Here is a 13,529-nt window from a genome sequence, read left to right on the forward strand (position 1 = left end):
CACCTGAGGAGCCCTCATGCGGATCGGCATCATCGGCACCGGCCGGATCGGCTCGACCCTGGCAAGGATCCTCGTGGCGGCGGGCCACCAGGTCGTGCTCGCCAACGCCCGGGGACCGCGCAGCCTCGCACCCCTGCTGGCCGAACTGGGCCCCGCGGCCTCGGCGGCGCACCCCGCCGAGGCCGCGGACCGGGCCGACGTGCTGGTGCTGATGGTGCCCTTCGACAGCGTCGAGGGGCTGCTGGAGCCGGACGCGCTGCGGGGCACCGTACTCGTCGACGCCACCAACGCGTTCGCCCCGCCGGGCGGCGCCCCGCGGAATTCGGAAGGGCGCGGCTCCAGCGAACTCGTCGCCGAGTGGTATCCCGGCGCACGGCTGGTGAAATCCCTGAACACCATGCATTTTGAAACACTCGCCGTGGCCGGGACTTCCGACGGCCCGCGTCTGGCCCATTTCACGGCGGGTGACGACGGGAAAGCGAAAGACATCGTCGCGGGAATCATCGCGGATCTCGGATTCGCCCCCGTCGACACCGGCCCGCTGCATTCCGGAGGAATTCTCCAACAGCCCGGCGGGCCCCTCTTCAACCGGCCGCTCACGGAAGCGCAGGCGCTGGCATGGACCTCACACTGAATGTGAACGGAAGACCGGAGCGGTTCTCGGCCCAGCCGAACGAACTGCTCGTGGAACGGCTCCGCGACGGCCTCGCGCTGACCGGGACCAAGGTCGGCTGCGACACCGGCCAGTGCGGCAGCTGCGTCGTCCGGCTCGACGGCCGGTCCGTCAAGAGCTGCCTGATCCTCACCGTCGCGGCCGCCGGCTCCGAGGTGGCCACCATCGAGGGCGTCACCACACCCGGCGGCGAACTCACCGGTCTCCAGGAGGCCCTGCGCCAGGAGCACGGCACCCAGTGCGGCTTCTGCACCCCCGGCATGGTCATGGCGCTGGGCGAGCTCGTCGACAACACGGCCGAACGCGAAGCGCCCACCGAGCCCGAGATCCGCGAGTGGCTCACCGGCAACCTGTGCCGCTGCACCGGCTACCACAGCGTCGTACGGGGAGTGCAGCGCGCCTGCTCCGCCGCCCGCGGCGAGGCCTCCGCCGAGCACGCCGACGCCGCCGTGTCCGGACAGGAGGGATGAAGGGGATGACCGCAGTGACGGGGGAGACTCCCCTCCAGGAAGCGCCGGCCGCCGCCACGCCGGCCGCCGCCACGACGACCGCCGCCACGACGACCGTCGACCCGCCGCCCCAGGACCCGCCGCTCCAGGGCAGCGGCCTGCTCGGGCAGCCGCTCGACAGCCGCGAGGATCCGCAGCTGCTGCGCGGCGAGGCCGTGTACGTGGCCGACATCGACCTGCCGGGCACCGCCCACATGGCGATCCTCGGCAGCCCGGTCGCGCACGCGAAGATCCTCTCCATCGAGACCAAGGCGGCCGAACAGCTGCCCGGCGTCCTGAAGGTGGCCACCGCCGCCGACTTCACCGACGTCATGCCGCTCCCCTGCATCTGGATACCCGGCGGGGTCGAGAGCCACTTCCCGCCCCACCCCTACGGACTTCCCGGCGCCCGCCCGGTGCTGACCGGCGACACCGTGCGCCACGTCGGCGACCCCATCGCGGTGGTCGTCGCCGAGACCCCGCGCCAGGCCGCCGCCGCGCTCGCCGCCATCGCCGTCGAGTACGAGCCGCTGCCCGTCGTGACCCGCGCCGACGCGGCCCTCGCCGAAGGCGCGCCCCAGCTGCACGAGGCCGTCCCGGGCAACCTGAACGCGTACTGGACCTGCGGCGACAAGGACCGCACCGACGCGGCCATCGCCGAGGCCGAGGTCACCGTCGAGCTCGACCTGGTCAACCAGCGCACGATCAACAGCCCCATCGAACCCCGCGGGGCGGTCGGCGACTACAACGCCGCCACCGGCGAGTACACGCTCTACGCCTCCACCCAGGGCCCGCACAACCACCGCTTCCTGCTCTCCGCCCTGGTTCTCGGCATCCCGTTCAACAAGCTCCGCGTCGTCGCCCCGACCGTCGGCGGCAGCTTCGGCACCAAGGGCTACCTCTACCCCGACATGCCGCTGGTGCTGCTGCTCTCCAAGGCGCTCGGCCGGCCCGTGAAATGGGTCGACACCCGCACCGGGCTGATGAACTCCACGGTCCAGGGCCGCGACCACCGCCAGCACGTGGTCCTCGCCGGCACCCGCGACGGCCGCATCACCGCCGTGCGCGCCACGAGCTACGCGAACCTCGGGGCCTACCCCTCCACCATCGGCCCCGGCGTCGCCACCGCCCTGATGGGCCGCTCCATCAGCGGCATGTACGACATCGACGCCGCCTTCTGCGAGGTCTACGCCGCCTTCACCAACACCGTCTCGCTCGGCGCGCAGCGGGGCAGCGGGCGCGCCGAGGCCGCCTTCCTGATGGAGCGGCTCGTCGACCGGTACGCCGGCGAGATCGGCATGGACCCGGCGGCCGTCCGCCGCAAGAACCTGGTGCCGAAGGAGAAGTTCCCCTACGACAACGGCCTGGGCTGGACCTACGACTCCGGCGACTACCAGCTCAACTTCGACCGGGCCATGGAGCTGTCGCAGTACGTCGAGATGCCCGCCCGCAAGGCCGAGGCCCGCGCCCGCGGCAAGCGGCTCGGCGTCGGCATCGCCTCCTACGTCGCGATCTGCGGGGTCGGCCCCTCCACCCGGATGTCCAAGGAGGGCATGCTCGGCGGCACGTGGGAGAGCGCCAACATCCGCGTCCACCCGACCGGCGAGGTCACCGTCACCGTCGGCTCCGCCTCCACCGGGCAGAGCCACGGCACCGTCTTCGCGCAGGTCGCCGCCGACGAGCTCGGCATCGACCCGGCACAGGTCCAGGTGTACGAGGGGGATACGCAGAAGGCCCCGTACGGCCAGGGCACTTACGGCTCGCGCTCCTACAGCATGGCCGCGCCGGCCATCGCGCTGACCGCCCGCAAGATCAAGGCCAAGCTGGTCAAGGCCGGAGCCGTCTTCCTCGGCGTCCCCGAGGACAAGGTCGTCTACGAAGGCGGCAAGGTCCACGAAGAGGGCAACGAGGAGAACGCCAAGACCTTCGCCGAGCTGGCGATGGCCATGTGGTACGGCTGGGGGCTGCCCCCCGAGATCGAGCCGGCCCTCGACGAGACCACCCACTTCGACCCGCCGGACTTCAACTACCCCTTCGGGACGCACGTGGCGGTCGTCGAGATCGACGAACTGACCGGTGAGACCGAGGTGGTGGCCTACACCGCGGTCGACGACGCCGGCAACATCGGCAACCCCAAGATCGTCCTCGGCCAGATCGAGGGCAGCATCCTGCACGGCCTCGGCCAGGCCCTGATGGAGCACGCCGAATACGACGAGGACGGCCTGCTCGTCAGCCGCGACCTGAACCACTACGCCCTGCCGCGCGCCGCCGACGCGCCCTTCTACACCCTCGGCAAGACCACCACGCCCTCCCCGCACAACCCGCTCGGCGCCAAGGGCGCGGGCGAGATCGCCACCGTGCCGCCCGCCGCGGCCGTCGTCAACGCCGTCGTCGACGCCCTCTCCGACCTGGGCGTCCTGCACATCGACATGCCCGTGACCCCCGAGAAGGTCTGGCGCCGCCTGAGAGGGGAATCCCAGTGATCCTCGCCGATTTCGACTACGTCCGGCCCGTGGGCCTGGACGAGGCCCTGACCCTGCTGGCAGGCCGTCCCGGCGCCCGCGTGCTGGCCGGCGGCCAGAGCCTGCTGCCCGGCCTGCGCACCGGTGAGGAACGGGCCGCCCTGGTCGTCGACATCCGCCGGCTGGAGGAGCTGCGGGGCATCGGGCGGGCCGCCGACGGGATCCGGATCGGAGCGGCGACCACCCTCGCCGAACTGGCCGCGCACCCGCTGGTCCTGGCCCGCGCCCCGGAGCTCGCCGCCGCGGCCCGCGCCAACGGGGACCCGCAGGTCCGCAACCTCGGCACGGTGGGCGGCAACCTCGCCGCCGGGGGCCGCGCCACCGATCTGCCGGTGGCCGCCATCGCCGCCGGCGCCACGGCCGAACTGGCCGGGCCCGGGCGCCGGGCCGTGACCGCCGAGGAGCTCGCCTCCTCCGGGGTCCCGGCCGGCACCGTCATCACCGCGCTCCTGGTGCCCGGAGCCGGGCCGGCCGCCGCCTTCGAGAAGACCGCCGACCGGGCGACCCGCTACCCGGTGTGCGCCGCCGCCGTACGGATCACCCCCGACGGGCCGCGCATCGCGGTCACCGGGGCCACCGTCCGCGCGACCCGGCTGCGCGGGGTCGAAGAACGGCTGCGCGGGGGCCCGTACACGACGGAGACCGTGCTCGAGGCCTTCCGCGCCGAGCCCCGGGAGCTGTTCGTCCCCGGGCGCGGCACCTCGGCCGAGTACCTCGGCCACCTCGCGGGGGTGCTCACCGCCCGTGCGCTGGCGCGGGCAGCTCAGTCCCTCGGCTGACCGCCCACCAACGGGGAGTTGACGCAGTGGAACCCTTTCCGACGACCGCGACCACCACGGGGGTCACCGTGCGCCCAGCCGTCGACGCGCCCGGAGGACCGAGAGGCACGGGCTTCTGGGTGGTGGGCGCGGTCCTCGTCCTGCTGATGCTCTCCTCCTCCGTCCCCTCCGCCCTCTACGTGCTCTACCAGCAGGAGTGGGGCCTGTCCTCCGGCATGATCACGGTGGTCTTCGCCCTGTACGCCGTCACCGTGCTCGCCGGACTCCTGCTGTTCGGGTCGCTGTCCGACACCCTCGGCCGGCGGCCCGTGCTCGGCGCCGGACTGGTCCTCGCGATCGTCTCGATGGGCCTGTTCGCCGGGGCCGACGGGCTCGGCCTGCTGCTCGCCGCCCGCGCCGTGCAGGGTCTCGCCGTGGGCCTGGCCACCGGGGCCATGGGCGCCGCGCTGCTCGAACTCGCACCGCGCTCCCGGCCCGCGCTCGGCGCCCAGGTCAACAGCGCGGGACCGACCATCGGCATCGGGCTCGGCGGCATAGGCGCCGGACTGCTGGTCCAGTACGCGCCCGCGCCGACCGTACTGACCTACCTGCTGCTCGTCGGGGCCTTCGCCGTCGCCCTGGTCGGCGTCGTGCGGATGCGCGAGAGCGCCCCGGCCCGGCCGGACCCGGGCGGCGGCGGCCGCTTCAAGATCATCCCGCACCGGATCCGCGTCCCCGCCGCCGCCCGCGGCCGGTTCGCCGTGCTGATCCTGACCATCGTCGCCGTCTGGTCGGTCGGCGGCTTCTACCTCTCCCTCGGCCCGCACCTGGCCCTCTCCCTGCTGGAGAGCACCAACTACCTGGCCGGCGGCGCCACCGTGGCCCTGCTCGCCGGCGCCGCCACCGCCGCCCAGCTGCTGCTGGGCCGCACCGAGGCGCTGCGCACCGCCGTCCTCGGGCTGCTCGGCCTGCTGGCCGGGCTCGCCCTGGTGCTGCTCGCGCTCGGCCTCGGCTCGGCGCCCGTGTTCCTCGCGGCCACCGCCGTGCTCGGGGCCGGCTGGGGCGCCGCCTTCCTCGGCGCCTTCCGTGCGCTCAGCGCGCTGGCCGAGCCCGCGCACCGCGGCGAACTGACCGCCGCCGTCTACGTCTTCGCGTACCTCGCGATGAGCGTGCCGGCGGTCCTCGCCGGGCTGTTCACCAACATCCACGGCCTGCACCGGACCTCGGTCGGCTTCATGGCCGCCGTCGCCGCGGTCTGCGTGCTGGCCCTCCTGGCCACCCTGCGGCTGGCCGCCCGCACCCGGGCGCAGGGGAGCCCGTCATGAGCACCGCCGCCGGTCCCGCTGCCGGTCCCGCCGTCGGCCCGGGCGCGGACCTGCGCGAGGCCCTGCGCGCACTGGAGATCTTCGCGGGGCTCACCGGCGAACAGCTGGACTGGCTGGTCTCGGTCTCCGAACCCCGGGTGCTCGCGGACGGGGAGGTCCTCTTCCGGGACGGCGAGGAGGCGACCGGCTTCCACGTCCTGCTCTCGGGCGGGCTCGTGGTGACCAAGGTCGTCGACGGCCGCGAGGAGGTCCTGACCCGGAACTCCACCGAGGAGGAGGGCGCGGAGGCCGAAGGCCACGACGGCAAGCCCTCGGCCGCGCACCGGTTCACCGGCGAACTGCCGCTGCTCACCGACGGGGCGTACGTGGCCACCGCCGCCGCGAGCGGGCCCGCCACCACCGTGGTGGCGTACGCGAAGCCGGTCTTCTTCGAGATGCTGACCCGCTGCCACGGGGTGGCCGCCGTACTGATCCCCGTACTGGCCTGGCGCATCAAGTCCTCGGAGGTCCAGGCCCGCAAACGGGCCACCGTCGAGGCGCTGGGCACCCTCGCCGCGGGCCTCGCGCACGAGCTGAACAATCCCGCGGCGGCCGTCGCCCGGGCCGCGCAGGAACTGGCGCCCGCCCTGGACCAGCTGACCCGGACCGCCCAGGCCTGGGGCGCGGCCGCCTCGGGCACCGAGCGCTCCGTCTTCGACCGGCTGGCCGACGAGCTGGACAAGGTGGCCCCGCCCGTGGTCACCGATCCGCTGGGCCAGGCCGACGCCGAGGAGGAGCTCGCCGACTGGGCCGAGGAGACGGGCGCGGAGCGGCCCGGGTTGCTCGGCTCGGGGATCAGCGACCTCGGGCTGGAGCTGGGCTGGCTGCTGGAGCGCCTGGAGGGGATCGGTGAGCCGGCCCTGCCCGCCGCCCTGGACCACCTCGCGGCGCTCCTGGAGATCCGCTCGCTCGCCGCGGAGCTGCGGGCGGCCGGTCCCCGGATCTCCCAGCTGGTTGCGGCCACCCGGGATTACGCCAATCTCGACCGGGCCCCCGAGCAGCGCTTCGCGGTGACCGACGGGCTGGAGAACACGCTGGTCGTCCTGCGTGCCAAGCTCTCGGGAATCGCGATCGTCCGTGCTTACGACCCCGACCTGCCCGAACTGACGGGCTATCCCAGCGAGTTGAACCAGGTGTGGACCAACCTGGTCGACAATTCGGCGGCCGCCATGGAAGGCGCCGGCACGCTCACCCTGCGTGCCCGGGTCGAAGGCGTCTGCATGGAGGTGGAGATCGCGGACACGGGCTCGGGCATAGCCGAGGAATCCCTGCCCAGGATCTTCGAACCCTTCTACACGACCAAGGACGTGGGGAAGGGGACCGGCCTCGGGCTGCACCTCAGCTACCGGATCGTGACCCAGCGTCACCACGGTTCGATCACCGCCCGCTCCCGTCCGGGGGAGACCCGGATGACCGTCCGGCTGCCGCTGTCGGGGACGGACCCGTCCTGCGCCGTACCCGAACCGCCCGAACCGCCCGAACCGCAGGGCCGCCCGTAGAAGAGCCACCCCTAGAAGAGCCGCCCGTAGAAGAGCCACCCACCGAAGAGTCACCCATCGAAGAGTTGAAGTGGAGTCGACATGCCCAAGTACGACATCGCCACGCTGCACCCGGTCTTCGTCCGTCAGATGGAGGCGCTCGCCGCCCTGGACATCGAAGCGGTGATGAAGAACTACACCGACGACGCGGTGCTGTTGCGCTTCGAGGGGGTCTCGGTCGGCATCGACGCGGTGCGCGAGACGTTCACCGGCTACCTCACCGTGAAGCCCGCCCTGGTGGAACTCCAGGAGTACGTCGAGACCGACGACACCATCTTCTACCGGGCGATCATGAACCTGAACGGTGAACCGGAGCACGCGTTCGGGACACTTGTGGTCCGCGATGGCCGAATCTGGCGGCAGACAGCCGGCTTTGGCAGCTGACCGCCGAAATCTGGGTAGCGTGTGCGGGGAGGGCGGAGAAGGACGTGCGCCCTCCCCGTATGTGCGCCAGGCGTAGATATATGCAAGCAGTGCGAAGGGGAGGTCATGGAAACCGAAACCGGTCGGGTCGAGGCATTCAGTGACGGTGTATTCGCGGTCATCATCACCATCCTCGTTCTGGAATTGAAAGTTCCGGAAGAAACGGGATCCGACTTCTGGCACGGAGTGCGGGAACAGTGGCCGCACTACGCCGCCTATGTGGTGAGTTTCCTCATCATCGGAGTGATGTGGGTGAACCACCACACCATCTTCAGTCACATCAAACGGGTCGACCGTCCTTTGCTGTTCCTGAACCTCCTGGTGCTGATGGTGGTGTCGGTGGTCCCGTACACGACCAACGTGCTCGCCGAGCACCTCATGGAGGAGGGCGGGTCGGCCAACGCGGCGGCCGTCCTCTACAGTCTCGTCACCGTGGCCTACGCCTTGGCGTTCCTGGCCTTCTGGTGGTACGTCACCCGGCTCGGGCACCTCTTCCACGAACAGGTGGACAAGGACGGCGCCCGCGCCACCAGGGTCCGCTTCGGCCTGGGCGCCATTGCCTACCCGTGCACCGTCGCCCTGGCGTTCTACTCCGCACCGCTCACGCTTGTCGCACACTTCCTGATCGCGATCTACTATGCGGCGAACCAGATCCCCATCCCCCTCGTGGTAGAGGAAGAGCGGCTCGAAACTGCCAGCGACCTCAGGAAGTAGCCGCCGGGGCCTACGGCCGTTCTCCACGGTCAAGTAGGGTATTGGATCTAGCTGGTCGCGGGGGAGGCCCAGATGGCTCGCGTAGTCCTGCCGGAGGAATCCACGAAGGAAATCTCCGAATTGATCGACGTACTGATCTCGCTCTTCTTCGAGTCCTTACCTCGGCGGGACCAGCGAAACTGGGCCCGCGTATATCTGAACGGCCTGGTGCGGACGAGCGGAAAGAAAACAATCCGCAACATCGCCGGAACAGGGGCCAGTTCCGTCGAACAGAGCCTCCAGCAGTTCATCAGCAAGTCCCCCTGGGACTGGACCCCCGTCCGCCGGTCCCTCGCCCAGCACCTCGAACGGACCGCGCAGCGCCCGCTGGCCTGGGTGGTCCAGCCGATGGTCATCGAGAAGGCCGGAGACCGCTCGGTCGGCGTGGGCCGGCAGTTCGTCCCCCAGCTCGGCCGCACCGCCAACTGTCAGCAGGCCAGCGGGATCTGGCTGGCGTCCAGCGACGCGGGCTTCCCCGTCGAATGGACCCTCACCCTCCCCGGTCCGTGGACGGCCGAGCTCCTGCGCCGCCGCAGGGCCGGCATCCCCGACACCGCACGCTCGCTCACCCCCGCCCAGGACGCCGTACACGCCGTCCAGCGGATGGCCGCAGGCTGGCAACTCCAGCGCAGGCCCGTGGTGATGGAGGTGTCCAACGCAGAACTGCCCCAGTGCATCGAGTCGTTCGCGCTCCAGGACATCCCCTTCGTATTCAAAGTGGACGGCACCCTGCCCGTCTCCTTCGGCGGGGCCGGCCGCCACAAGCCCGGCCCGCACACCGCGCCCGCCCGTGAGCTCATCGACTCCCTGCGCTCCCAGCGCCGCGTCGTCGAATGGACCCGGCACGGCCGCACCGAGGGGGCGGTCACCCTGCTCACCTCGGCCGCCATCTTCGCCACCCCCGGCGAGGACCGGCTCGTCCCCGCGCCGCCCACCCCGCTGCTGCTCGTCGGGGCGTGGACCGAAGCGGCCCTGCTGCCCTCGGAGTTCTGGATCACCAACATCGGTGACCGGCCGCTCGCGCAGCTGTTCCTGCTCGCCAAGCTCACCGACCGGGTGGACCTCGACTTCGCCGAGGTCTGCGAACCCGCCGGGATCCGCGATTTCGAAGGCCGCTCCTTCCGCGGCTGGCACCACCACGCCACCCTCGCCAGCGTCGCCCACGCCGCGATGCTGCTCGGCGCGCGCGGACGGGAACCGGAGCGGTACCCCGCCCCCTCCCGGCCGGCCGTCCCCCGTACGGTCGCCGCCCACACCGCCGTCGGGCCGGTGCTGCCGTCGAGACCGCTCCTCCCCGGGCAGAGCCCGCGCCGCGAGTACATCCGCTGATGCTCGACATCGCCGCGGAGCTACGCGCGTGGTGCGCCGCCGGCCGGGACTTCGCGCTGGCCACGGTCGTCGCCGTCAGCGGCAGCGCGCCGCGCGGACCGGGCGCCTCGCTGGCCGTCGACTCCGCGGGCAGCGCGCTCGGCTCCCTCTCGGGGGGCTGCGTGGAGTCCGCCGTCCACGAGCTCTGCCTGGAGGCGATCGACTCCGGCGAAGGCGGCGTCCACCGCTTCGGCTACAGCGACGACGACGCCTTCGCGGTCGGGCTGACCTGCGGGGGAGTACTCGAAGTCCTGATCACTCCGGTACGCCGGCACGACCCCGTGCGGCCCGTCATCGGCGCGGTGCTCGACGCCGCCCGCGACGGGGCCCGCTCCGCGCTCGGCCGGGTGGTCTGCGGTCCGCCCGAACAGCTCGGCCGGGCGCTGGCCGTGCACGCGGACGGCTCGTACGAGGGCCGCCTCGGCGGCAGCGCCGAGCTGGACCGGGTGGCCGCCGAGCGGGTGCGGGTCTGGCTCGCCGCCGGGCGCACCGGCACCACCGAGCTCGGCGGCGCCGCGGGCGGATGGTGCGGGGCCCCGCTCACCCTGCTCGTGGAGTCGGCGGCCGCGCCGCCCCGGCTGCTCGTCTACGGGGCCATCGACTTCGCCGCCGCCCTCGCCCGGATCGGGGCCTTCCTGGGCTACCGGGTCACGGTGTGCGACGCACGGCCCGTCTTCGTCACCGCCGCCCGGTTCCCCGATGCCGACGAGGTGGTCGTGGACTGGCCGCACCGGCACCTCGCCGCGGAATGGGAGGCCGGCCGCCTCGACCCCCGCACGGTGGTGTGCGTACTGACCCACGACGCCAAGTTCGACATCCCCCTGCTGGCGCTCGCGCTGCGGCTGCCGGTCGGGTACGTGGGGGCCATGGGGTCCAGGCGCACGCACGAGGAGCGGACCGGGCGGCTGCGCGCCGAGGGGCTGCCGGCCGCCCTGCTGGACCGGCTGCGCTCGCCGATCGGCCTGGACCTCGGCGGCGGGACCCCCGAGGAGACGGCCCTGGCCATCGCCGCGGAGTTCACGGCCGAGCGGTACGGACGCGGCGGCGGGCCGGTCCTCCCGCTGGCCCGGAGCGCGGGACCGGTCCACCGGCGGCCGGCCGCGCCGCACCCGGCCGCGCCGCACCCGGCCGCGGTGGCCCAGGGGTCTAAAGTCCCGTAGGAAACGACCATGCGGCCCCATGTGTCCTGGACGATCGGCCCGGGCCACGTAAACGCCAGGGCGTGGGACAATGAAGTACGTGCGTTTCCTCGGCTGCCCTGACGTGGGTAGGACGGGCTCCTCCGATTCGACTGGGATGTTCTGCACGTGCGTTTTCTCAATGACCTGAAGCCGCCGTACGACCTTACGTACGACGATGTGTTCATGGTGCCGAGCCGCTCCGCGGTGGGTTCCCGCCAGAGCGTCGACCTCTCGGCCCCCGACGGCACCGGCACCACCATTCCGCTGGTCGTGGCGAACATGACCGCCATCGCCGGCCGCCGGATGGCCGAGACGATCGCCCGCCGGGGCGGCATCGTCGTCATCCCGCAGGACATCCCGATCGATGTCGTCACCGACGTCATCTCCTGGGTGAAGACCCGCCACCTCGTGCTCGACACCCCGATCACGCTGGCGCCCACCCAGACCGTCGCCGACGCGCTGTCCCTGCTGCCCAAGCGGGCGCACGGCGCCGGCGTCGTCGTCGACGCCGACGGCCGCCCGGTCGGCGTCGTCACCGACCACGACCTCACCGGCGTGGACCGCTTCACCCAGCTCTCCGAGGTCATGTCGAAGGAGCTGCTGCTCATCGACGCCGACATCGACCCGCGCGAGGCCTTCAACAAGCTCGACGCCGGCCACCGCAAGCTGGCCCCCGCCGTCGACAAGGACGGCAAGCTCGTCGGCATCCTGACCCGCAAGGGCGCCCTGCGCGCGACCCTGTACACCCCGGCCACCGACGCCAACGGCAAGCTGCGCATCGCCGCCGCCGTCGGCATCAACGGCGACTTCGTCGCCAAGGCCAAGCAGCTGCTGGACGCCGGCGTCGACACGCTGGTCATCGACACGGCCCACGGCCACCAGGAATCGATGATCAACGCGATCAAGGCCGTCCGCGCGCTGGACCCGCAGGTCCCGATCGTCGCCGGCAACATCGTCGCCGCCGAGGGAGTCAAGGACCTCATCGACGCCGGCGCCGACATCATCAAGGTCGGTGTGGGCCCCGGCGCGATGTGCACCACCCGCATGATGACCGGCGTGGGTCGCCCGCAGTTCTCCGCCGTGCTCGAGTGCGCGGCCGAGGCGAAGAAGCACGGCAAGCACGTGTGGGCCGACGGCGGCGTCCGCCACCCGCGCGACGTGGCCATGGCGCTGGCCGCCGGCGCGTCGAACGTCATGATCGGTTCCTGGTTCGCCGGTACGTACGAGTCCCCGGGCGACCTGCAGCAGTCGGCCGACGGCCGCCTGTACAAGGAGTCCTTCGGCATGGCCTCGGCGCGCGCGGTGCAGAACCGCACCTCGGAGGAGTCGGCGTACGACCGTGCCCGCAAGGGCCTCTTCGAGGAGGGCATCTCCACCTCGCGGATGTTCCTCGACCCGACCCGTCCGGGCGTCGAGGACCTGATCGACTCCATCATCGCCGGTGTCCGCTCCTCCTGCACCTACGCCGGTGCGGGCTCCCTCGCGGAGTTCGAGGAGAACGCCGTCGTGGGCGTCCAGTCCGCGGCGGGCTACGCCGAGGGCAAGCCGCTGCACGCCAGCTGGAGCTAGTCCCTTCCTGACGCGCGCTTCGTTCCGTCGGCCCCCCGAGCTCCGGCCCGGGGGGCCGACGGCGTCCGCGGCCGCCGCGCGGGGGTCAAGGTGCGTGGGGCGGGCGACCGTTCGGCGACGCCGGACGACCGGTCGGCGCAAGACGGGGCGGGATACGCCGGGCGGCGGATAACTCCGCGCGCGGACTGCGGCACGCTCCGGTCATCCGACCCGGAAGGGGTGGCCCGTGCCCGCGACCGCCGACACCACGACCCGCCGCCGCACCGACGCGCACTCCCTCGCCCGTCTGCACAGGGAACACGGCAAGGCCCTCCAGGGCTTCCTCCTCGGCCTCACCTTCGGCGACCGGCACCGTGCCGAGGACCTCCTCCAGGAGACCCTCTTCCGCGCGTGGAAGCACCCCGAGGCGCTCGAGAGCGGCGCCCACGCCTCCCCGCGGCCCTGGCTGTACACCGTGGCCCGGCGCGTCGCCATCGACGCCCGCCGGGCCCGGCTCGCGCGCCCCGCCGAGGTCGGGCCCGACGGGCTGGAGCACTCGCCCGCCGACGAGGACCGCACCGAGCGGTCCGCCGCCGTCCTCGACGTCCGCGAGGCCCTGCGCTCACTCAGCTCCGACCACCGGGCCGTCCTGCTCCAGATCTACTTCCACGGGGCCAGCGTCTGTGAGGCCGCCGAGGCGCTGGGGGTGCCCGCCGGGACGGTCAAGTCCCGTACCCACTACGCCCTGCGGGCCCAGTGCAGCGTGAGGTAGGCGAGGCGGGCGCGGGCCTGTGGGCCGGGCGGCGGGGCTTGGCCCTCCCCGCCCTCTCAGTGTTTCCCGGGCCGGGTCGGGCCCGTTGGAGTCCGGGGTGCGCCCGGGGGTTGTGGGGCTCCGCCCCCGGCTCCGCGCCCC

General features: G+C 72.5%; 12 protein-coding genes. All 12 read left to right on the top strand.

The features are described from left to right. Positions 1-16: 16 nt before the first annotated feature. On the top strand, positions 17-634 hold the full coding sequence (locus tag DRB96_RS12865) for an NAD(P)-binding domain-containing protein (RefSeq protein WP_112448574.1): 618 nt from the start codon (positions 17-19) through the stop codon (positions 632-634). 2 nt (positions 635-636) lie between these two features. Next, complete coding sequence (locus tag DRB96_RS12870) at positions 637-1,143, top strand: (2Fe-2S)-binding protein (RefSeq protein WP_343234517.1); 507 nt, start codon at positions 637-639, stop codon at positions 1,141-1,143. A gap of 5 nt (positions 1,144-1,148) precedes the next feature. Beyond that, on the top strand, positions 1,149-3,644 hold the full coding sequence (locus DRB96_RS12875; protein WP_239516243.1) for a xanthine dehydrogenase family protein molybdopterin-binding subunit: 2,496 nt from the start codon (positions 1,149-1,151) through the stop codon (positions 3,642-3,644). After that, on the top strand, positions 3,641-4,462 hold the full coding sequence (locus tag DRB96_RS12880) for an FAD binding domain-containing protein (RefSeq protein ID WP_162688660.1): 822 nt from the start codon (positions 3,641-3,643) through the stop codon (positions 4,460-4,462). Before DRB96_RS12875 ends, DRB96_RS12880 begins: the two co-directional genes overlap by 4 nt. A gap of 26 nt (positions 4,463-4,488) precedes the next feature. Further along, positions 4,489-5,766, top strand: a complete 1,278-nt coding sequence (locus tag DRB96_RS12885) for an MFS transporter (RefSeq protein WP_112448577.1) — start codon at positions 4,489-4,491, stop codon at positions 5,764-5,766. Continuing rightward, positions 5,763-7,304, top strand: coding sequence for an ATP-binding protein (locus DRB96_RS12890; RefSeq protein ID WP_112448578.1), 1,542 nt, complete (start codon positions 5,763-5,765; stop codon positions 7,302-7,304). The genes DRB96_RS12885 and DRB96_RS12890 overlap by 4 nt, the downstream gene beginning before the upstream one ends. Positions 7,305-7,385: 81 nt before the next feature. Beyond that, positions 7,386-7,727 (top strand): nuclear transport factor 2 family protein, encoded by a 342-nt coding sequence (locus tag DRB96_RS12895; protein WP_112448579.1) that lies wholly within the window; start codon positions 7,386-7,388, stop codon positions 7,725-7,727. A 105-nt stretch (positions 7,728-7,832) separates the two neighbouring features. Beyond that, positions 7,833-8,480 (top strand): TMEM175 family protein, encoded by a 648-nt coding sequence (locus tag DRB96_RS12900; protein WP_112448580.1) that lies wholly within the window; start codon positions 7,833-7,835, stop codon positions 8,478-8,480. A gap of 72 nt (positions 8,481-8,552) precedes the next feature. Next, positions 8,553-9,848, top strand: coding sequence for a transposase (locus tag DRB96_RS12905; protein WP_112448581.1), 1,296 nt, complete (start codon positions 8,553-8,555; stop codon positions 9,846-9,848). Further along, a complete protein-coding gene (locus DRB96_RS12910; RefSeq protein WP_112448582.1) occupies positions 9,848-11,047 on the top strand; it encodes an XdhC/CoxI family protein in 1,200 nt (399 codons plus the stop codon). The genes DRB96_RS12905 and DRB96_RS12910 overlap by 1 nt, the downstream gene beginning before the upstream one ends. 147 nt (positions 11,048-11,194) lie before the next feature. Next, entirely contained in the window at positions 11,195-12,637 is a 1,443-nt protein-coding gene (locus tag DRB96_RS12915) for a GuaB1 family IMP dehydrogenase-related protein (protein WP_204357708.1), read from the top strand. 226 nt (positions 12,638-12,863) lie between these two features. Then, positions 12,864-13,388, top strand: a complete 525-nt coding sequence (locus tag DRB96_RS12920; RefSeq protein ID WP_112448584.1) for a sigma-70 family RNA polymerase sigma factor — start codon at positions 12,864-12,866, stop codon at positions 13,386-13,388. The last annotated feature ends 141 nt before the right edge of the window (positions 13,389-13,529 follow it).

The sequence above is a fragment of the Streptomyces sp. ICC1 genome (assembly GCF_003287935.1).
GTDB classification, from domain to species: Bacteria; Actinomycetota; Actinomycetes; order Streptomycetales; family Streptomycetaceae; genus Streptomyces; species Streptomyces tritrimontium.